The organism is Psychroflexus aestuariivivens (assembly GCF_004010055.1).
GTDB classification, from domain to species: Bacteria; Bacteroidota; Bacteroidia; order Flavobacteriales; family Flavobacteriaceae; genus Psychroflexus; species Psychroflexus aestuariivivens.
Map to the genome: position 1 here is coordinate 75,253 of NZ_RQVT01000061.1, position 16,767 is coordinate 92,019.

At 34.7% G+C, this 16,767-nt stretch carries 31 protein-coding genes; 1 reads left to right on the plus strand and 30 read right to left on the minus strand.

What is annotated here, in order from left to right; translation table 11 throughout:
* Window positions 1–34 precede the first annotated feature (34 nt).
* Complete coding sequence (gene eno / locus EIG86_RS13165; RefSeq protein ID WP_127846646.1) at window positions 35–1,327, minus strand: phosphopyruvate hydratase; 1,293 nt, start codon at window positions 1,325–1,327, stop codon at window positions 35–37.
* Between the two features lie 219 nt (window positions 1,328–1,546).
* Between eno and EIG86_RS13170 the strand changes: the two genes are divergently transcribed.
* On the plus strand, window positions 1,547–2,092 hold the full coding sequence (locus tag EIG86_RS13170; protein ID WP_127846647.1) for a fasciclin domain-containing protein: 546 nt from the start codon (window positions 1,547–1,549) through the stop codon (window positions 2,090–2,092).
* 55 nt (window positions 2,093–2,147) lie between these two features.
* Here EIG86_RS13170 and carA read toward each other — a convergent pair whose 3' ends face one another.
* The 29 genes from carA to rplC form a co-directional block, all read right to left on the minus strand.
* Window positions 2,148–3,266 (minus strand): glutamine-hydrolyzing carbamoyl-phosphate synthase small subunit, encoded by a 1,119-nt coding sequence (gene carA, locus EIG86_RS13175; protein WP_127846648.1) that lies wholly within the window; start codon window positions 3,264–3,266, stop codon window positions 2,148–2,150.
* A 75-nt stretch (window positions 3,267–3,341) separates the two neighbouring features.
* Window positions 3,342–3,824, minus strand: coding sequence for a 50S ribosomal protein L17 (gene rplQ, locus EIG86_RS13180; protein WP_127846649.1), 483 nt, complete (start codon window positions 3,822–3,824; stop codon window positions 3,342–3,344).
* 29 nt (window positions 3,825–3,853) lie between these two features.
* Window positions 3,854–4,846, minus strand: coding sequence for a DNA-directed RNA polymerase subunit alpha (locus EIG86_RS13185; protein ID WP_127846650.1), 993 nt, complete (start codon window positions 4,844–4,846; stop codon window positions 3,854–3,856).
* 21 nt (window positions 4,847–4,867) lie between these two features.
* A complete protein-coding gene (gene rpsD / locus EIG86_RS13190) occupies window positions 4,868–5,473 on the minus strand; it encodes a 30S ribosomal protein S4 (protein WP_127846651.1) in 606 nt (201 codons plus the stop codon).
* 73 nt (window positions 5,474–5,546) lie between these two features.
* Window positions 5,547–5,930, minus strand: coding sequence for a 30S ribosomal protein S11 (gene rpsK / locus EIG86_RS13195; protein ID WP_127846652.1), 384 nt, complete (start codon window positions 5,928–5,930; stop codon window positions 5,547–5,549).
* 11 nt (window positions 5,931–5,941) lie between these two features.
* Window positions 5,942–6,316 (minus strand): 30S ribosomal protein S13, encoded by a 375-nt coding sequence (gene rpsM / locus EIG86_RS13200; RefSeq protein ID WP_127846653.1) that lies wholly within the window; start codon window positions 6,314–6,316, stop codon window positions 5,942–5,944.
* 2 nt (window positions 6,317–6,318) lie between these two features.
* Complete coding sequence (gene ykgO, locus EIG86_RS13205) at window positions 6,319–6,435, minus strand: type B 50S ribosomal protein L36 (protein ID WP_015361145.1); 117 nt, start codon at window positions 6,433–6,435, stop codon at window positions 6,319–6,321.
* 4 nt (window positions 6,436–6,439) lie between these two features.
* Complete coding sequence (gene infA, locus EIG86_RS13210) at window positions 6,440–6,655, minus strand: translation initiation factor IF-1 (protein WP_003442661.1); 216 nt, start codon at window positions 6,653–6,655, stop codon at window positions 6,440–6,442.
* Window positions 6,656–6,657: 2 nt separating this feature from the next.
* Complete coding sequence (secY, locus tag EIG86_RS13215) at window positions 6,658–7,998, minus strand: preprotein translocase subunit SecY (RefSeq protein ID WP_127846654.1); 1,341 nt, start codon at window positions 7,996–7,998, stop codon at window positions 6,658–6,660.
* An 11-nt stretch (window positions 7,999–8,009) separates the two neighbouring features.
* Window positions 8,010–8,462, minus strand: coding sequence for a 50S ribosomal protein L15 (gene rplO, locus EIG86_RS13220; protein ID WP_127846655.1), 453 nt, complete (start codon window positions 8,460–8,462; stop codon window positions 8,010–8,012).
* 4 nt (window positions 8,463–8,466) lie between these two features.
* Complete coding sequence (rpmD, locus tag EIG86_RS13225; protein WP_127846656.1) at window positions 8,467–8,649, minus strand: 50S ribosomal protein L30; 183 nt, start codon at window positions 8,647–8,649, stop codon at window positions 8,467–8,469.
* Between the two features lie 11 nt (window positions 8,650–8,660).
* Window positions 8,661–9,185, minus strand: a complete 525-nt coding sequence (gene rpsE, locus EIG86_RS13230) for a 30S ribosomal protein S5 (RefSeq protein WP_127846657.1) — start codon at window positions 9,183–9,185, stop codon at window positions 8,661–8,663.
* A gap of 4 nt (window positions 9,186–9,189) precedes the next feature.
* Window positions 9,190–9,546, minus strand: coding sequence for a 50S ribosomal protein L18 (rplR, locus tag EIG86_RS13235; protein WP_127846658.1), 357 nt, complete (start codon window positions 9,544–9,546; stop codon window positions 9,190–9,192).
* 2 nt (window positions 9,547–9,548) lie between these two features.
* The gene (gene rplF / locus EIG86_RS13240; RefSeq protein WP_127846659.1) at window positions 9,549–10,091 is read right to left on the minus strand and encodes a 50S ribosomal protein L6; all 543 of its coding nucleotides are present in this window, start codon (window positions 10,089–10,091) and stop codon (window positions 9,549–9,551) included.
* Window positions 10,092–10,111: 20 nt separating this feature from the next.
* Complete coding sequence (gene rpsH, locus EIG86_RS13245; RefSeq protein WP_127846660.1) at window positions 10,112–10,510, minus strand: 30S ribosomal protein S8; 399 nt, start codon at window positions 10,508–10,510, stop codon at window positions 10,112–10,114.
* 22 nt (window positions 10,511–10,532) lie between these two features.
* Window positions 10,533–10,802 (minus strand): 30S ribosomal protein S14, encoded by a 270-nt coding sequence (gene rpsN, locus EIG86_RS13250; protein WP_127846661.1) that lies wholly within the window; start codon window positions 10,800–10,802, stop codon window positions 10,533–10,535.
* Window positions 10,803–10,804: 2 nt separating this feature from the next.
* Window positions 10,805–11,356 carry a 50S ribosomal protein L5 gene (rplE, locus tag EIG86_RS13255; protein ID WP_127846662.1) on the minus strand — a complete coding sequence of 184 codons (552 nt, stop codon included), beginning with the start codon at window positions 11,354–11,356 and terminating at the stop codon, window positions 10,805–10,807.
* A 2-nt stretch (window positions 11,357–11,358) separates the two neighbouring features.
* Window positions 11,359–11,670: a 50S ribosomal protein L24 gene (rplX, locus tag EIG86_RS13260; protein ID WP_127846663.1), complete on the minus strand. Its 312-nt coding sequence runs from the start codon at window positions 11,668–11,670 to the stop codon at window positions 11,359–11,361.
* A gap of 10 nt (window positions 11,671–11,680) precedes the next feature.
* Window positions 11,681–12,049: a 50S ribosomal protein L14 gene (rplN, locus tag EIG86_RS13265; protein WP_127846664.1), complete on the minus strand. Its 369-nt coding sequence runs from the start codon at window positions 12,047–12,049 to the stop codon at window positions 11,681–11,683.
* A gap of 2 nt (window positions 12,050–12,051) precedes the next feature.
* A complete protein-coding gene (gene rpsQ, locus EIG86_RS13270) occupies window positions 12,052–12,309 on the minus strand; it encodes a 30S ribosomal protein S17 (protein WP_003442683.1) in 258 nt (85 codons plus the stop codon).
* Window positions 12,310–12,320: 11 nt separating this feature from the next.
* The gene (rpmC, locus tag EIG86_RS13275) at window positions 12,321–12,512 is read right to left on the minus strand and encodes a 50S ribosomal protein L29 (protein WP_127846665.1); all 192 of its coding nucleotides are present in this window, start codon (window positions 12,510–12,512) and stop codon (window positions 12,321–12,323) included.
* A gap of 6 nt (window positions 12,513–12,518) precedes the next feature.
* On the minus strand, window positions 12,519–12,938 hold the full coding sequence (gene rplP, locus EIG86_RS13280) for a 50S ribosomal protein L16 (protein ID WP_127846666.1): 420 nt from the start codon (window positions 12,936–12,938) through the stop codon (window positions 12,519–12,521).
* 17 nt (window positions 12,939–12,955) lie between these two features.
* Window positions 12,956–13,666, minus strand: a complete 711-nt coding sequence (gene rpsC / locus EIG86_RS13285) for a 30S ribosomal protein S3 (protein WP_127846667.1) — start codon at window positions 13,664–13,666, stop codon at window positions 12,956–12,958.
* Between the two features lie 7 nt (window positions 13,667–13,673).
* A complete protein-coding gene (gene rplV, locus EIG86_RS13290; RefSeq protein ID WP_127846668.1) occupies window positions 13,674–14,081 on the minus strand; it encodes a 50S ribosomal protein L22 in 408 nt (135 codons plus the stop codon).
* Window positions 14,082–14,088: 7 nt separating this feature from the next.
* Window positions 14,089–14,367 (minus strand): 30S ribosomal protein S19, encoded by a 279-nt coding sequence (gene rpsS, locus EIG86_RS13295; protein ID WP_127846669.1) that lies wholly within the window; start codon window positions 14,365–14,367, stop codon window positions 14,089–14,091.
* 3 nt (window positions 14,368–14,370) lie between these two features.
* Window positions 14,371–15,198 (minus strand): 50S ribosomal protein L2, encoded by an 828-nt coding sequence (gene rplB, locus EIG86_RS13300; RefSeq protein WP_127846670.1) that lies wholly within the window; start codon window positions 15,196–15,198, stop codon window positions 14,371–14,373.
* 9 nt (window positions 15,199–15,207) lie between these two features.
* Window positions 15,208–15,498: a 50S ribosomal protein L23 gene (gene rplW, locus EIG86_RS13305; RefSeq protein ID WP_127846671.1), complete on the minus strand. Its 291-nt coding sequence runs from the start codon at window positions 15,496–15,498 to the stop codon at window positions 15,208–15,210.
* 5 nt (window positions 15,499–15,503) lie between these two features.
* Complete coding sequence (rplD, locus tag EIG86_RS13310) at window positions 15,504–16,133, minus strand: 50S ribosomal protein L4 (protein ID WP_127846672.1); 630 nt, start codon at window positions 16,131–16,133, stop codon at window positions 15,504–15,506.
* Window positions 16,133–16,747: a 50S ribosomal protein L3 gene (gene rplC / locus EIG86_RS13315; RefSeq protein WP_127846673.1), complete on the minus strand. Its 615-nt coding sequence runs from the start codon at window positions 16,745–16,747 to the stop codon at window positions 16,133–16,135. Before rplC ends, rplD begins: the two co-directional genes overlap by 1 nt.
* Window positions 16,748–16,767 lie beyond the last annotated feature (20 nt).

Sequence of the window (16,767 nt, forward strand, 5' to 3'; positions counted from 1 at the left end):
TTGGATTTTAAATAAAAGGAATTTTTAGAAAAGCTTATTTCTTGATTTTGAAAGCATCTAATTTTGGAAAATACGCATTGTCTCCCAACTCTTCTTCAATTCTAATTAATTGATTGTATTTAGCCATCCTGTCGCTACGTGATGCAGACCCAGTTTTGATTTGGCCAGTAGACAAGGCTACAGCTAAATCTGCGATAGTATTGTCTTCAGTTTCTCCAGATCTGTGGGACATTACGGATGTGTAGCCAGCATTGTGAGCCATGTTTACTGCTGCAATAGTTTCTGTAAGTGTGCCGATTTGATTTACTTTAATCAAAATAGAATTTGCAATACTATTTTTGATGCCTTTGCTTAATCTTTCAACATTGGTCACAAATAAATCATCGCCAACTAATTGTACTTTATCGCCAATTTTTTCTGTGAGTACTTTCCAACCATCCCAGTCATCTTCATCCATTCCATCTTCAATAGAAATAATTGGATATTTTTCTGAAAGCTGCGCCAAATATGTTGCTTGTTCTTCTGAAGTCATAACTTCGGCGTCTTCACCTTCAAATTTTCTATAATTGTATTTTCCGTCTTCATAAAATTCGGCTGCAGCACAATCTAAAGCAACCATTATATCTTTCCCGAATTTGTAACCAGCATTTTCAACAGCTAGTTTAATTGAATCTAAAGCATCTTCTGTTCCTTTTAATTTAGGAGCAAAACCGCCTTCGTCACCAACGGCTGTACTTAAACCTCTGTCTTTTAGAACTTTCTTTAAATGGTGAAAAATTTCAGTTCCCATTTTTAAAGCCTGTGAAAAATCTTCTGCCAAAACAGGCATAATCATAAATTCTTGAAAAGCAATTGGTGCATCGCTGTGAGAACCGCCATTGATGATATTCATCATTGGTACTGGAAGTTTATTTGTTGAAACACCACCGATGTATCTATAAAGTGGCAGATTTAGTTCGTTTGCAGCTGCTTTTGCCGCTGCTAATGAGACACCCAAAATAGCATTGGCTCCAAGGTTCGATTTGTTTGGAGTTCCATCCAAATCTATCATAATTTGGTCTATTTCAGTTTGTTCGAAAACAGAAATCCCTAACAGTTTATCGGCAATAGTTGTATTAACATTTTGAACAGCTTTTGAAACTCCCTTACCCATGTAATCATCGCCACCATCTCGAAGTTCTACAGCTTCATGAACTCCTGTAGAAGCACCAGAAGGTACTGCAAACCTTCCTAAAGTTCCCATCTCTGTAACCACATCTACTTCTAAAGCAGGATTACCTCTTGAATCAAATATTTGTCTTGCGTGTATGTCTAAAATTGCACTCATTTTATTGTTTTTTTATTTAATGCAATTTACAAAATTAAATTTTACATAAATCAATTTTAGACTAGCTAAAAGCAGTATAATATTTGCTAAAACGTTATAGCTCAATATTTTTAAAGAGAAAATTGAATCAACCTTATACAATATCTAGTTAAATCATAATAATTAATAAACCAAAAGTCAATTTGTTACGTAAATTTAATAAACATAAAAAAAATTGTCATGAAAAATTTAAAAATGAAACTTGTATTAGTAATGAGCATTTTGGTAACAACATTTACTTACGCTCAAACTAAAATGGTTGGAGGCGCAGAAATGTATCCAACTAAAAACATTGTTGAAAATGCTGTCAACTCCAAAGATCATACGACTTTGGTAGCCGCTGTAAAAGCAGCTGAATTAGTAGAAACTCTATCAAGTGAAGGACCTTTCACAGTATTTGCACCGACCAATGCTGCTTTCGAAAATTTACCAGATGGGACTGTTGAAACACTACTAAAACCAGAAAACAAAAAGCAATTACAAACAGTTTTGACTTATCATGTAATTTCTGGTAAAATCAATGCTAAAGATGTTGTTGCGGCTATTAAAAAAGGTGGAGGAAAAGCTGAATTGAAAACAGTTAGCGGCGGAACTCTTACAGCTATGTTAGATGGTAAAAACGTGAAAATTAAGGATTCAAAAGGAAATGTAGCAACAGTAACTATTGCAGACGTTAATCAATCTAATGGAGTGATTCATGTTATCGATACTGTACTATTACCGTAAAGTTTTTTAGACCAATAATTAAAAAGTGGGCATGTTGCCCACTTTTTTTATGAAATTAAACGGTTAATTTTTCTTGACCAATCATATCAAAAAATTGATCGAAAAGATATGTTGCATCATTTGGACCTGGACCAGCCTCTGGATGATACTGAACTGAAAAGCAAGGTTTATTTTTAATTTTCAAACCAGCGACAGAATCATCATTAAGATGAATATGTGTAATTTCAATATCTTCATGATTTTCAGCAGCAGACTTGTCTACAGAAAATCCATGATTCTGTGAAGTAATTTCACTTTTACCTGTTTTCAAATTCTGTACGGGATGATTTATTCCACGGTGACCAGTATGCATTTTAAAAGTTGGTATACCTTTAGCTAATGCAATGATTTGATGCCCTAAACAAATACCAAAAGTTGGTATATTATTGGTAATACATTTTCTCGCAACTTCTATTGCATTTGAAAGAGGATCAGGATCACCTGGACCGTTTGAGATTAGAATTCCATCCGGATTCCAAGCGGTCAATTCTTCAAAACTTGTGTCGAAAGGAAAAACTTGAATATAGGCATCTCTATTAGCCAATCTTCGCAAAATATTGAACTTACAGCCAAGATCTAATACTGAAATTTTATACTTAGCATTTTCGTTTCCTACAAAATATGGTTCGACCGTAGATACTTTAGAAGCCAATTCTAAACCTTTCATATTAGGATGATTTGAAAGATCAATTTGTAATTTCTTGATGTTTTCAACATCTGAAGAAATAATAGCATTCATTGCACCGTTTTTACGAATATGGGAAACAAGCGCGCGGGTATCTATATCGCAAATTGCACTAATTTTATTTACAGTAAGAAATTCTTCTAGAGATAAGTCGGAATTTACTCTAGACGGTTGGTATGTGAAATTTTTACAAACTAATCCAGATATTTTAGCAGAGTTAGATTCACTTTCATCTTTATTTGTGCCATAATTTCCAATATGAGCATTGGTAGTGACCATGATTTGACCAAAATAAGATGGATCTGAAAAGATTTCTTGATATCCTGTCATTCCAGTATTGAAGCATATTTCACCGACTGAATCGTGAGTGAGTTCACCGACCGTGTTTCCATTAAAAACTGTACCATCTTCCAGGATTAGAATTGCAGGTACTTTTTTGTGATATTTCATTGGTTTAATGATTTAAAAAAAGGGATAAACTATTGAAAGTTTACCCCTTTTTATTAGAAAAATGATATTTGAAAATTAAGCTTCATCAGATGACTTTTCAGTATCTTGAGTAGATTCAACTTGATTTTCAGTTTTAGCTTTCTTACCAGCACGTCTGGTAGATTTTTTCTTAGCTTGTTTTTTACCAGGTGTGTAAACCTCGTTAAAATCAACAAGCTCGATCATTGCCATTTCAGCGGCATCGCCAAGTCTGTTACCAAGTTTTATAATTCTTGTATAACCTCCTGGTCTATCACCGACTTTAGGAGCAACTTCTCTAAATAATTCTGACACCATGTATTTGTCTTTCAATTTTGAAAAAACCAAACGTCTGTTGTGCGTATTATCTAGTTTAGACTTAGTGATCAATGGCTCTACAAATTGCCTTAAAGCTTTCGCCTTAGCAACTGTAGTGTTTATTCTTTTATGCTCAATTAGGGAACAAGCCATATTAGAAAGCATTGCTTTTCTATGAGAGGATGTTCTGCCTAAATGATTAAATTTCTTTCTGTGTCTCATGATTCAAATATATTTTGAACTAAACAATGTTAGTCTTTGTCTAGTTTGTATTTAGAAAGGTCCATTCCGAAATCTAAACCTTTGTTATCAACAAGTTCTTCTAATTCAGTTAATGACTTTTTACCGAAATTTCTGAATTTCATCAAGTCACTTTTGTTGTGTGAAACTAAATCTCCAAGAGTTTCAACTTCAGCGGCTTTTAAGCAATTCAAGGCTCTAACTGAAAGGTCTAAATCAACTAATTTAGTTTTCAGTAATTGTCTCATGTGAAGAGATTCTTCATCATAAGTTTCAGCTTGAGACATTTCTTCAGTTTCTAAAGTTATTCTCTCATCAGAGAATAACATGAAGTGATGAATTAATGTTTTTGCAGCCTCAGTTAAAGCGTCTTTTGGATGTATTGAACCATCGCTTATAATTTCAAAAACCAATTTTTCGTAATCGGTTTTTTGTTCAACACGGAAATTTTCGATACTATATTTTACATTTTTTATAGGTGTAAAAACAGAATCGGTAAATATAGTTCCGATTGGTGCTTTAGAAGTTTTGTTTTCTTCTGCAGGAACATAACCGCGACCTTTCTGGATAGTCAATTCAATATTCAAAGAGACTTTTTTATCCATTGTACAAATTTCTAAATCTGGATTTAGAATTTCAAAACCTGAAAGAAATTTTTGAAAATCTCCAGCAGTCATTTTGTCTTTTCCAGAGAAAGAAATTGATACGGTTTCGTTGTCAACGTCTTCTGCGATTTTCTTAAATCTGATTTGCTTCAAATTAAGAATAATTTCTGTAACATCTTCTACAACACCTTCTATTGTGGAGAATTCGTGGTCGACGCCTTCAATTCTAACTGAAGTAATTGCAAAGCCCTCTAATGATGATAACAGCACTCTTCGCAAAGCGTTACCTACTGTAAGACCGTAACCTGGTTCTAAGGGTCTAAATTCGAAAGTGCCCTCAAAATCAGTCGAATCTATCATGATAACTTTGTCGGGCTTTTGAAAATTAAATAATGCCATAAATTTGAGTGTTGTCAGTTATTATTTAGAGTATAATTCGACGATGAACTGTTCGTTTATTTTTTCTGGAATTTGTGAGCGCTCAGGAATATTCACATACGTACCTTCTTTCTTTTCGCTATTCCAAGACATCCATTCGTAAACAGATTTGTTATTAGATAATGATTCAACAATCACATTTAAAGATTTTGACTTTTCTCTTACGCTAATAACGTCGTTTGCTTTCAATTGGTAAGATGGAATATTCACAATTTCGCCATTCACAGTAATGTGTTTATGAGAAACTAATTGTCTGGCTGCACTTCTAGTCGGTGCTAAGCCAAGTCTGAAAACAACATTATCTAATCTAGATTCACAAAGCTGAAGTAAAACTTCACCTGTAATTCCAGTAGCTCTGGTTGCTTTTTCAAACATGTTACGGAATTGTTTTTCTAAAATTCCATAAGTATATTTAGCCTTTTGCTTTTCCATAAGTTGGACAGCGTATTCAGACTTTTTACCACGTCTTCTGTTATTGCCATGTTGGCCAGGAGGGTAATTTCTTTTTTCGAAAGATTTGTCGTCACCAAATATGGCTTCGCCAAATTTTCTTGCAATTTTGGTTTTAGGACCGGTATATCTTGCCATTTCTATAAATTTAATTTAGCTATCATGAATTAAGGTCTTTCCTTCGATGATAGTTTCAATTGATTAAAATTAATTAGACTCTTCTACGTTTTGGTGGTCTACAACCATTGTGCGGGATTGGAGTTACATCAATAATTTCAGTAACTTCGATTCCAGAATTATGCAAGGATCTGATTGCAGATTCTCTTCCATTTCCTGGACCTTTCACATAAACTTTTACTTTACGTAAGCCTGCTTCATGTGCAACTTTGCTTGCATCTTCAGCAGATAATTGAGCAGCGTAAGGTGTATTCTTTTTACTACCTCTAAAGCCCATCTTTCCTGAAGATGACCAAGAAATAATATCACCGTTTTTGTTTGTCAAAGAGACGATTATATTATTAAAAGATGCAGAGATATGAGCTTCACCAAAAGCATCTACAACTACTTTACGTTTCTTTGTTGTTGATTTTGCCATATTCTAAATTATTATTTAGTTACTTTTTTCTTATTAGCAACTGTCTTTCTTCTACCTTTTCTGGTTCTAGAATTATTTTTGGTTCTTTGACCTCTAAGTGGAAGACCAGATCTATGTCTAACACCACGGTAACAACCAATATCCATCAAACGCTTGATGTTAACCTGAATTTCAGATCTTAGTTCTCCTTCGATGGTAAGTTTACCAACTTCTTCTCTAATTTTACCGATTTGATCATCAGTCCAATCAGACACTTTAATATTCTCGTCAACGCCAGCTCCTTTAAGCACTTCTTGTGCTTTACTTTTACCGATTCCGAAGATATAGGTTAAAGCTATAACTCCGCGTTTTTGTTTTGGTATATCAACACCTGCAATTCTAGCCATAATTATCCTTGTCTTTGTTTGAATTTAGGATTCTTTTTGTTTATGACGTAAAGACGTCCTTTTCTTCGAACGATTTTACAGTCAGCACTTCTCTTTTTTATTGATGCTCTAACTTTCATAATATTAGTATCTATAAGTTATACGAGCCTTAGTTAAATCATAAGGACTCATTTCTAATTTTACTTTATCACCAGGTAAAAGCTTAATGTAATGCATTCTCATTTTACCTGAAATGTGTGCGGTAACAATATGTTCATTTTCTAATTCTACGCGAAACATAGCGTTAGAAAGCGCCTCAATTATTGTACCATCTTGTTCTATTGAAGGTTGTTTTGCCATAATTACGCGACTGCTTTTCTATTTTTACCTGATTTCATTAATCCATCATAATGTCTGTTCAATAAATATGAATTGACCTGTTGAATTGTATCAATTGCCACACCCACCATAATTAAAAGTGATGTTCCACCAAAGAATAATGCCCATCCTTGTTGTACATCTAAAAATGATACAATAATCGCAGGGAAAATTGCCAATAATGCTAAAAATATTGAGCCAGGAAGTGTGATTTGAGACATAATTCGATCCAAATATTCTGAAGTTTCTGAACCCGGACGAATACCTGGGATAAAACCACCACTACGTTTTAAATCATCTGCCATTTTATTAGTTGGAACAGTAATCGCAGTATAGAAATATGTAAAAACAATAATTAAAATAGCGAAAACTAAATTGTACCAAAAACCAAACATGTTTTGAAATGCAGCAGTAATACCTTGAGCCATTTCAGTATCGGACATACCAGCAACAGCAGCAGGAATAAACATTATAGCTTGTGCAAATATAATAGGCATCACACCAGATGCATTCAACCTTAACGGAATAAATTGTCTAGCACCACCTACAGCTGCTTTCTCATATTTACCAGATGCATTTTTTCTTGCATACTGAACTGGAATTTGTCTGACAGCCTTAACTAACATAACAGCAGCTAAAATTATAACAAACCAAATAACCAATTCAATTAAGATTAAGATTAAACCACCATTGGATTCAATCACTCTGGAAACAAATTCCTGAACAAAAGCCTGTGGTAAAGTAGCAATAATACCTACCATAATCAATAATGAGATACCATTACCAATACCTTTATCAGTAATTTTTTCACCAAGCCACATGGCAAATATACAACCAGTTGTAAGTATAATTACAGAAGATGAAACAAAAGTAAATGAGCTATCCATTAAGAAAGCACTTTCAGGTAAAATATTATATAAATTAATAATATACCCTGGACCTTGAACTAATGTAATAGCAATAGTTAACCATCTGGTAATTTGTGTGATTTTCTTTCTACCACTATCTCCTTCCTTTTGCAATTTCTGCAAATAAGGAATGGCTATTGTCATCAACTGTACAACAATAGAAGCAGAAATGTACGGCATAATCCCTAAAGCAAAAACTGAAGCATTGGAAAATGCTCCACCAGTAAATGCATTAAGCAAACCTAAAATACCACCATCTGTTTGTGAAGACAAGCTAGCTAGCTCATCTGCATCAATTCCAGGTAGTACGACTTGTGCACCAAATCTATACACTAGTAATAAACCGAGAGTTAAAAGAATACGATTCTTCAACTCATCGATTTTCCAGATATTTTTTAATGTTTCAAAAAACTTCATAAGATCAATAGTTAAATAGTTACTGCTTCACCGCCTGCAGCTTCAATTGTTGATTTTGCGCTTGCAGAGAATTTATGAGCTGTTATTTTTAACTTTGATTTCAATTCTCCTCTACCTAAAATTTTCAAAGGTGAATTCTTTTTCACATAACCAAGCTCAAGAAGTGTATCAAAATCAATTTGATCTTTGATTTTACCTTCTTCTACAAGCTCTTGAATACGGTCAAGATTCAATGTTTGAAACTCAACACGATTTGGATTAGTGAAACCGAACTTAGGCACTCTTCTTTGGAGTGGCATTTGACCACCTTCAAATCCAATTTTTCTAGAGTATCCAGAACGAGATTTTGCACCTTTATGTCCTCTACCTGCGGTTCCGCCATTTCCAGTTGCTTCACCTCTACCGAGTCTTTTGCTACCAGATTTTACTGAACCTTTAGCAGGTTTTAAATTGTGTAATTCCATAATTTTAGTTTATTTCTTCTACGGAAACTAAATGTTTAACTTTATTCACCATTCCCATAACAGAATCAGACTTTTCAATCTCGTTGGATTGTCCGATTTTGCGTAAACCTAAAGCTTCTAAAGTAAGCTTTTGATTCTTAGGACGCTTAATAGCGCTTCTGGTTTTTGTAATTTTTATCTTAGCCATAATTCTGTATCTTAACCGTTAAATAATTTATTTAAAGTGATACCACGTTGTTTAGCTATTTTCTCAGCATCTCTTAGTTGTAATAAAGCATCGAAAGTTGCTTTAACCATGTTGTGAGGGTTTGATGAACCTTGATTTTTTGACAAAACGTCATGAACACCAACTGATTCTAGCACTACACGAGTAGGACCACCAGCTATAACTCCTGTACCAGGAGATGCAGGTAACAATAAAACTTTAGCCCCACCATATTTACCAATTTGTTCGTGTGGCAAAGTAGATTTAGTAAGTGGAATACGAACTAAATTTTTCTTGGCATCTTCAACGGCCTTAGAAATTGCATCTGCAACTTCTTTAGATTTACCTAAACCATGACCTACAACACCGTTTTCATCACCAACAACAACTATTGCTGAGAAACCAAAAGCTCTACCACCTTTAGTTACTTTAGTAACTCGCTGAACACCAACAAGACGATCTTTAAGATCTAAACCTCCTGGTTTTACAGTTTCAACGTTTTTATAATCTTGATACATATTTTTAGAATTTTAAGCCGCCTTTACGAGCGCCTTCCGCTAATGATTTAACTCTACCGTGGTACAAATATCCACTTCTATCGAAAGAAACTGAATCAATTCCTTTGTCCAAGGCTTTTTTAGCGACTGCTTCTCCAACAATCTCTGAAGCCTCAGATTTAGTTTTATTGTTTACGTCAATTTCTTTATCTCTTGAAGATGCTGAAGCGATAGTAACACCGTTAACATCATCAATTAATTGCGCATAAATTTCATTATTACTTCTGAAAACAGAAAGTCTTGGTTTTGCCGGCGTACCGGTAATAGTCTTTCTGACACGCTTTCGTATCTTAAGTCTTCTTTTTTCTTTAGAAAATCCCATAATTAAGCTGATTTACCTGCTTTTCTTCTTATATATTCACCAACATACTTAATACCTTTTCCTTTGTAAGGTTCAGGTCTTCTAAATGAACGTATTTTGGCGGCAACCTGAGAAACAAGTTGTTTGTCAAAAGACGTTAATTTTATAATTGGATTTTTACCTTTTTCTGAAATTGTTTCGACTTTAACTTCAGGAGCCAAATCTATAACAATGTTATGAGAAAAACCAACTGCGATATCTAATTTTTGACCTTGGTTTGATGCACGGTATCCGACACCTACCAATTCTAATTGTTTAGTATAGCCATTGGTCACTCCTTCGATCATATTAAAGACTAAAGATCTGTAAAGACCATGCTTTGCTTTATGAACTTTCTTATCAGAAGGTCTTTCAAATAAAATCTGATTGTCTTCGATTTTAAGTGTGATTTCTTGAAAGTCTTGCGTTAATTCTCCAAGTTTACCTTTTACAGTGATAGAGTTATCTTTCAAATCTACTGTAACGCCTTCTGGAATACTAACGGGACTATAACCTATTCTTGACATAATTTTTGTCTTTAATTATATTAGTAAACGTAACAAAGGACTTCACCTCCAACATGTTCTTTTTGCGCTTGCTTACCAGTCATAACACCTTTTGATGTTGAGATGATAGAAATGCCAAGTCCATTTAAAACTCTAGGAATTTCGCTAGAACTTGCATACTTTCTCAAACCAGGCTTACTGACTCTCTGTATTCTTTTAATTACAGGATCGTTGGTAAACTTTTCGTATTTCAAAGCTATTTTGATAATCCCTTGGTGGTCATTATCAATAAATTTATAACTTAAAATATAACCTTGATCGAACAAAATTTTTGTGATCTCCTTTTTTAGATTAGAAGCCGGTATTTCTACAACTCTGTGAGTTGCCAAAACTGCGTTTCTAATTCTAGTTAAATAATCTGCAACTGGATCAATATTCATTTTATTGCACTTTTTAAATTAATTACCAACTTGCTTTTTTTACACCTGGAATAAGACCTTGGTTAGCCATTTCTCTAAACATAACTCGAGAAATACCGAACTGTCTGATATATCCTTTTGGTCTACCTGTAAGCTTACATCGGTTATGCAATCTCACTGGAGATGCATTTTTAGGTAGCTTTTGTAATGCTTCAAAATCACCAGCTTCTTTTAAAGCTTTGCGTTTTTCTGCATATTTATCAACCATTTTCTGGCGTTTCACCTCACGGGCTTTCATTGATTCCTTTGCCATAATTATTTCTTTTTAAATGGTAATCCCATTTCGGTTAATAATGATTTTGCTTCCTTATCAGTTTTTGCTGATGTAACAAAACTAATATCCATCCCTGAGATTCTATTTACTTTGTCAATGTTGATTTCTGGAAAGATAATTTGCTCAGTAATTCCAAGGTTATAATTTCCACGACCATCAAATCCGTCTGGTTTGATACCGTTAAAATCTCTAACTCTAGGTAAAGCTGAAGTAATCAATCTGTCCAAAAATTCAAACATTCTATATCCTCTTAAGGTTACTTTCACACCGATTGGCATTCCCTTTCTTAATTTGAAAGAAGCAACATCTTTCTTAGATATAGTCTGAACAGCTTTTTGTCCAGTAATTGTAGTAAATTCTTCAATTGAGTGATCAATTAATTTTTTATCTGCAATTGCTGCACCAACTCCTCTACTTAAAACAATTTTTTTAAGTCTAGGTACTTCCATTGTATTTTCGTAACTAAACTCTTCTTTCAGAGCAGGAAGTATCTTGCTGTTATATTCTTCTTTTAATCTTGGTACGTAACTCATAATTAAATTGCTTCATTTGTTTTTTTAGCAACTCTAATCTTTTTACCGTCTTCGAATTTGACGCCGATTCTAGTTGTTTTACCGTCTTTAGTAATCAAAGATAAATTTGAAATATGCACAGGTGCTTCCTTTTTATTGATGCCACCTTGTGGATTTGTTGCAGAAGGCTTTTGGTGTTTTGAAATCATATTGACTCCTTCAACAATAGCCTTATCCTTCTTAACAAGTATTTCTAAAATTTTACCTTCTTGACCTTTATGATCACCAGCAATTACACGAACTTGGTCACCTTTTTTTAATCTAAACTTTCTCATAAATAATAGTTTAAAGCACTTCAGGTGCAAGTGAAACAATCTTCATAAACTGATTTTCACGAAGTTCTTTGGCAACTGGGCCAAAAACACGTGTACCTCTCATCTCTCCTGTTGGATTCAACAGAACACAAGCATTATCATCGAAACGAATATAAGATCCATCAGGACGTCTTACTTCTTTGTTTGTTCGAACGATTACTGCTGTAGACACTGCACCTTTTTTAATATTACCATTAGGTGTAGCTTCTTTCACACTTACAACAACTTTATCACCAACTGAAGCATAACGTCTTTTCGTACCTCCAAGGACACGAATAACTAAAACTTGCTTAGCACCAGTGTTGTCTGCTACTTTTAATCTTGATTCTTGTTGTACCATAGTTATTTAGCTCTTTCAATTATATCGACCAATCTCCAACGTTTTGTTTTACTTAAAGGTCTAGTCTCCATAATTCTAACTGTATCTCCGTCGTTACAGTCATTTTTTTCATCATGCACTACATATTTTTTCGTTTTCAAAACGAATTTACCATACATAGGATGCTTAATTTTTTTGACTTCGGAAACGACGATGGACTTATCCATTTTGTTGCTTGTCACAACACCGATACGTTCCTTTCTTAAATTTCTTTTTTCCATTGTAAGTAGAATTAATCTAATTCTCTTTTTGTGATTTCAGTAGCGATTCTCGCAATTGATCTTCTTACTTTTTTAATCTCAGAAGGATCATCTAGTGGAGAAAGAACGTGAGTCATTTTTAAATCTGCTAACTTACGTTTGTGATTTTCTAATTCCTCATGTAGTTCTTCTACTGAAAACTCTTTTACTTCAGATTGTCTCATCTTTTATTATTCTTGATAATCTCTAGCGACTATAAATTTTGTTTTAACAGGCAATTTTTGAGCTGCCAACCTAAGTGCTTCTTTAGCTATACTTTGTGGCACACCTCCTATTTCAAATAGAATACGACCTGGCTGTACGACAGCAGCCCAATATTCTACAGAACCTTTACCTTTACCCATACGAACTTCAAGAGGCTTTTTGGTGATTGGTTTGTCTGGAAATATTTTTATCCAGAGTGAACCTTCTCTTTTCATGTAACGCGTTGCGGCGATACGTGCAGCCTCTATTTGACGTGCAGTAACAAAAGAAGAATCTAAAGATTTAATTCCAAAAGTGCCATTAGAAAGTCTATGTCCTCGTTGAGAGATACCTTTCATACGACCTTTTTGCTGTTTACGATATTTTGTTCTTTTAGGCTGTAACATGTCTTAATCTTTAATGATTATTTTCTACGACGCGCTTTCGGGCGTCTCGCTTTTCCTTTACTTTCATTTTTTGACAAACCAACTAGAGGCGAAAGTTCACGTTTACCATAAACTTCTCCTTTCATAATCCACACTTTGATACCCAGTCTACCATAAGTAGTATGAGCTTCAACTAATGCGTAATCGATGTCAGCTCTAAATGTTGATAATGGAATTCGCCCTTCTTTATAAGTTTCAACACGTGCCATTTCTGCACCGTTCAAACGTCCGGAAACTTGGATTTTGATACCCTCTGCATTCATCCTCATCGCTGCTGCAATAGCCATTTTTGTAGCTCTTCGATAAGAAATTCTGTTTTCTACTTGTCGTGCCACACTGGTAGCTACAAGTTGAGCATCTAATTCAGGTCTTTTAATTTCAAAAATATTAACCTGAACTTCCTTGTCAGTAATTTTCTTAAGCTCTTCTTTCAACTTGTCTACCTCCTGACCGCCTTTCCCAATAATAATACCAGGTCTTGCTGTGGTGATAGTAACGGTTACAAGTTTAAGTGTACGCTCAATAATTACTCTCGAAACACTAGCTTTAGATAGACGCGCATGGATGTATTTTCTAATCTTGTAATCTTCAGCAAGATTATCACCATAATCGTTTCCACCGTACCAGTTGGATTCCCATCCTTTAATGATACCAAGTCTGTTCCCGATTGGATTTGTTTTTTGTCCCATAGTCTAACTAGCTTTCAGTGTTATTTTTTTCTCCAAGTATTAATGTAATATGATTTGATCTTTTACGAATTCTGTGAGCTCTTCCTTGAGGAGCTGGTCGAAGTCGCTTCAACATACTACCACTATCTACTTTTACTTCTTTTATAAAAAGTCCAGCTTGCTCTAAATCGCCTTCTGGATTTTTTTCCTGCCAATTCGCAATAGCGGATAAAAGCAATTTTTCTAATCGTCCCGAAGCAGCTTTGGTGCTGAACTTCAAAATTTGCAAAGCATAACCTACATCTTTACCTCTCACTAAATCTGCAACAAGTCTCATTTTACGAGGAGATGTTGGGCAATTATTAAGCTTAGCGATTGCTAATTGACTTTTTTGCTCCTTGAGCATTTCTGCTCTATTTCTCTTTCTTACTCCCATTGCTCAATTATTTTTTACCTTTATTTTTTGAACCCTGATGTCCACGGAAGGTTCTAGTTGGTGAAAATTCTCCAAGCTTATGACCTACCATGTTTTCAGTAATGAATACAGGTACAAATTGTCTTCCGTTATGAACACCAAATGTTTGACCAACGAAATCTGGAGTAATCGTAGAAGCTCTTGACCAAGTTTTGATAACAGACTTCTTGCCTGACTCAAGGTTTTGAGCAACTTTCTTATCTAATTTATAGTGGACAAATGGTCCTTTTTTTAATGAACGTGCCATATCTTATTTCTTTTTACGTTCTATGATGTGCTTATTACTAGACTTAGTCTTAGAACGTGTTTTAAATCCTTTAGCTGGTAAACCTTTTCTAGATCTTGGATGACCTCCAGAAGCTCTTCCTTCACCACCACCCATTGGGTGATCGACAGGGTTCATAGCTACTGGTCTAGTTCTTGGTCTTCTACCTAACCAACGACTTCTACCAGCTTTACCAGAAATAGTTAATTGATGATCACTATTTGAAACCGCACCAACTGTCGCAATACAAGTTGATAAAATCATTCTTGTTTCACCAGAAGGTAGTTTAATAGTAACATACCGACCTTCTTTAGCCATTAATTGTGCAAATGTTCCTGCACTTCTCGCCATAACAGCACCTTGCTCAGGTCTCAACTCAACACAGGATATGATTGTTCCAAAAGGAATTTGAGACAATGGCATCGCGTTACCGATTTCAGTAGCAACTTGATTAGTCCCAGAAACTACTTTTTGACCAACTTTAATTCCGCTTGGCGCAATTATATACCGTTTCTCACCATCATCATATTTCAATAAGGCAATGAAAGCCGTTCTATTCGGATCATATTCTACAGACATTACTTCAGCTTCAATATCTTTCTTATCTCTTTTGAAGTCAATGATTCTGTAACGTTTTTTGTGACCACCACCAATATAGCGCATGGTCATTTTACCTTGATTATTTCGACCACCTGAGCGTTTATGAGATCCAAGCAGGGATTTCTCCGGCTTGCTAGCAGTGATAGCATCGAAGCCATTTGCTATTTTGAATCTCTGCCCTGGTGTATTTGGTTTTAATTTTCTAACCGACATGTTTTAAGCTTAAAGATTACTATACAAATCTATGGTCTCTCCTTCAGCTACTTTAACAATAGCTTTTTTATATGCGGATGTTTTACCAGTAACCATACCCGTTTTAGTATAACGTGCTTTAATTTTAGGCAAAACATTTAATGTACGCACTCCTTCTACTGTTACGCCATACTTAGACTCAACAGTTTCTTTGATCTGAATTTTATTAGCATTACGATCTACAACAAAAGAAAATGCGTTTCTTAACTCACTTTCGTTAGTCGCTTTCTCTGTAATAATTGGTTTTATCAAGATACTCATAGCTATTATTTATTCAGATTATTTTGTAATTCTTCTAATTTACCTTCTGAAATAAGCAAAACATTACTGTTTAGAATATTGTAAGTGTTTAATTCTGAAACAGTTACAGCTTTTGCAGTTTTCAAATTACGGGAGGACAAATATACATTTTTATTTGACTCATCCAAGACTAGAAGAGATTTTTTACTTCTAATATTCAGATTATCAAGAACGTTCAAGTAATCTTTGGTTCTAGGCTTGTCAAAATTAAAATCTTCAACAATAATAAGTGCCTCAGATTTCATCTTTTGAGAAAGTGCTGAACGTCTTGCAAGACGTTTCATTTTTTTGTTCAACTTGAAGTGATAATCTCTTGGTCTTGGACCAAAAACGCGTCCACCACCTTTAAAAATAGGAGACTTAATACTACCTGCACGGGCAGTACCAGTTCCTTTTTGTTTTTTAATTTTTCTTGTACTTCCAACGATTTCAGCACGTTCTTTAGCTTTGTGAGTACCTTGACGCTTATTAGCCAAGTGTTGTTTCACATCTAAATAAATTACGTGGTCGTTTGGCTCAATTCCGAATACAGATTCAGAAAGCTCAACCTCTCTGCCTGTTTCTTTTCCTTGGATATCTAAAACTGATACTTTCATTATTTCTGAATAGTTACATAAGTGTTATTGTGACCAGGAATACATCCTTTGACAAGAAGTAAATTCTTTTCAGGAACAACTTTTAACACTCTTAGATTTTGAACTTTTACTTTTTTGTTGCCCATTTGTCCACCCATTTTCATTCCTTTGAAAATACGAGCTGGATAAGAGGCAGCACCTACAGAACCAGGAGCTCTTAACATACTCTGCTGACCGTGAGTTCTCTCTGAACCTGCAAAGCCATGACGTTTTACAACTCCTTGGAATCCTTTACCTTTAGATGTAGCACTAACGTCTACAAATTCATTTTCTTTGAATAAATCTACAGTGACATGGTCACCTAACTTATAGTCTTCTTTAAATCCTTGGAATTCCATGACTTTTCTCTTGACAGAAGTACCAGCTTTTTTAAAGTGACCTAAGTCAGCTTGCGTGGCGTTTTTGTCTGATTTGTCATCGAAACCAAGTTGAAGCGCTTCATACCCGTCAACCTCATTGGTTCTGACTTGGGTAACTACACATGGTCCAGCTTCTATAACAGTACATGGGATATTTTTCCCATTCTCGTCGAAAATACTGGTCATGCCGATTTTTTTTCCTATTAACCCAGACATAATTAATTTTTGATTATTAC

Excerpts from the sequence above, each read along its gene's own strand:
- rpsQ (WP_003442683.1), bottom strand. The coding sequence starts at position 12,309 with ATGGAAAAAAGAAATTTAAGAAAGGAACGTATCGGTGTTGTGACAAGC.
- rpsN (WP_127846661.1), bottom strand. The coding sequence starts at position 10,802 with ATGGCAAAGGAATCAATGAAAGCCCGTGAGGTGAAACGCCAGAAAATG.
- rpmD (WP_127846656.1), bottom strand. The coding sequence starts at position 8,649 with ATGGCTAAGATAAAAATTACAAAAACCAGAAGCGCTATTAAGCGTCCT.
- rpsH (WP_127846660.1), bottom strand. The coding sequence starts at position 10,510 with ATGAATATTGATCCAGTTGCAGATTATTTAACTAGAATTAGAAACGCA.
- rpsC (WP_127846667.1), bottom strand. The coding sequence starts at position 13,666 with ATGGGACAAAAAACAAATCCAATCGGGAACAGACTTGGTATCATTAAA.
- rplN (WP_127846664.1), bottom strand. The coding sequence starts at position 12,049 with ATGGTACAACAAGAATCAAGATTAAAAGTAGCAGACAACACTGGTGCT.
- rplF (WP_127846659.1), bottom strand. The coding sequence starts at position 10,091 with ATGTCAAGAATAGGTTATAGTCCCGTTAGTATTCCAGAAGGCGTTACA.
- EIG86_RS13185 (WP_127846650.1), bottom strand. The coding sequence starts at position 4,846 with ATGGCATTATTTAATTTTCAAAAGCCCGACAAAGTTATCATGATAGAT.
- rpsK (WP_127846652.1), bottom strand. The coding sequence starts at position 5,930 with ATGGCAAAATCAACAACAAAGAAACGTAAAGTAGTTGTAGATGCTTTT.
- rplC (WP_127846673.1), bottom strand. The coding sequence starts at position 16,747 with ATGTCTGGGTTAATAGGAAAAAAAATCGGCATGACCAGTATTTTCGAC.
- infA (WP_003442661.1), bottom strand. The coding sequence starts at position 6,655 with ATGGCAAAACAACCTTCAATAGAACAAGATGGTACAATAATTGAGGCG.
- rplV (WP_127846668.1), bottom strand. The coding sequence starts at position 14,081 with ATGGGAGTAAGAAAGAGAAATAGAGCAGAAATGCTCAAGGAGCAAAAA.
- rplX (WP_127846663.1), bottom strand. The coding sequence starts at position 11,670 with ATGAGAAAGTTTAGATTAAAAAAAGGTGACCAAGTTCGTGTAATTGCT.
- rpsS (WP_127846669.1), bottom strand. The coding sequence starts at position 14,367 with ATGGCACGTTCATTAAAAAAAGGACCATTTGTCCACTATAAATTAGAT.
- rpsE (WP_127846657.1), bottom strand. The coding sequence starts at position 9,185 with ATGTATCAAGATTATAAAAACGTTGAAACTGTAAAACCAGGAGGTTTA.
- rpsM (WP_127846653.1), bottom strand. The coding sequence starts at position 6,316 with ATGGCTAGAATTGCAGGTGTTGATATACCAAAACAAAAACGCGGAGTT.
- rplP (WP_127846666.1), bottom strand. The coding sequence starts at position 12,938 with ATGTTACAGCCTAAAAGAACAAAATATCGTAAACAGCAAAAAGGTCGT.
- ykgO (WP_015361145.1), bottom strand. The coding sequence starts at position 6,435 with ATGAAAGTTAGAGCATCAATAAAAAAGAGAAGTGCTGACTGTAAAATC.
- rplB (WP_127846670.1), bottom strand. The coding sequence starts at position 15,198 with ATGTCGGTTAGAAAATTAAAACCAAATACACCAGGGCAGAGATTCAAA.
- rplQ (WP_127846649.1), bottom strand. The coding sequence starts at position 3,824 with ATGAGACACAGAAAGAAATTTAATCATTTAGGCAGAACATCCTCTCAT.
- EIG86_RS13170 (WP_127846647.1), top strand. The coding sequence starts at position 1,547 with ATGAAAAATTTAAAAATGAAACTTGTATTAGTAATGAGCATTTTGGTA.
- secY (WP_127846654.1), bottom strand. The coding sequence starts at position 7,998 with ATGAAGTTTTTTGAAACATTAAAAAATATCTGGAAAATCGATGAGTTG.
- rplW (WP_127846671.1), bottom strand. The coding sequence starts at position 15,498 with ATGAGTATCTTGATAAAACCAATTATTACAGAGAAAGCGACTAACGAA.
- rplR (WP_127846658.1), bottom strand. The coding sequence starts at position 9,546 with ATGGGATTTTCTAAAGAAAAAAGAAGACTTAAGATACGAAAGCGTGTC.
- rplD (WP_127846672.1), bottom strand. The coding sequence starts at position 16,133 with ATGAAAGTATCAGTTTTAGATATCCAAGGAAAAGAAACAGGCAGAGAG.
- eno (WP_127846646.1), bottom strand. The coding sequence starts at position 1,327 with ATGAGTGCAATTTTAGACATACACGCAAGACAAATATTTGATTCAAGA.
- rpmC (WP_127846665.1), bottom strand. The coding sequence starts at position 12,512 with ATGAGACAATCTGAAGTAAAAGAGTTTTCAGTAGAAGAACTACATGAG.
- carA (WP_127846648.1), bottom strand. The coding sequence starts at position 3,266 with ATGAAATATCACAAAAAAGTACCTGCAATTCTAATCCTGGAAGATGGT.
- rplO (WP_127846655.1), bottom strand. The coding sequence starts at position 8,462 with ATGGAATTACACAATTTAAAACCTGCTAAAGGTTCAGTAAAATCTGGT.
- rplE (WP_127846662.1), bottom strand. The coding sequence starts at position 11,356 with ATGAGTTACGTACCAAGATTAAAAGAAGAATATAACAGCAAGATACTT.
- rpsD (WP_127846651.1), bottom strand. The coding sequence starts at position 5,473 with ATGGCAAGATATACCGGTCCTAAAACCAAAATTGCAAGAAAATTTGGC.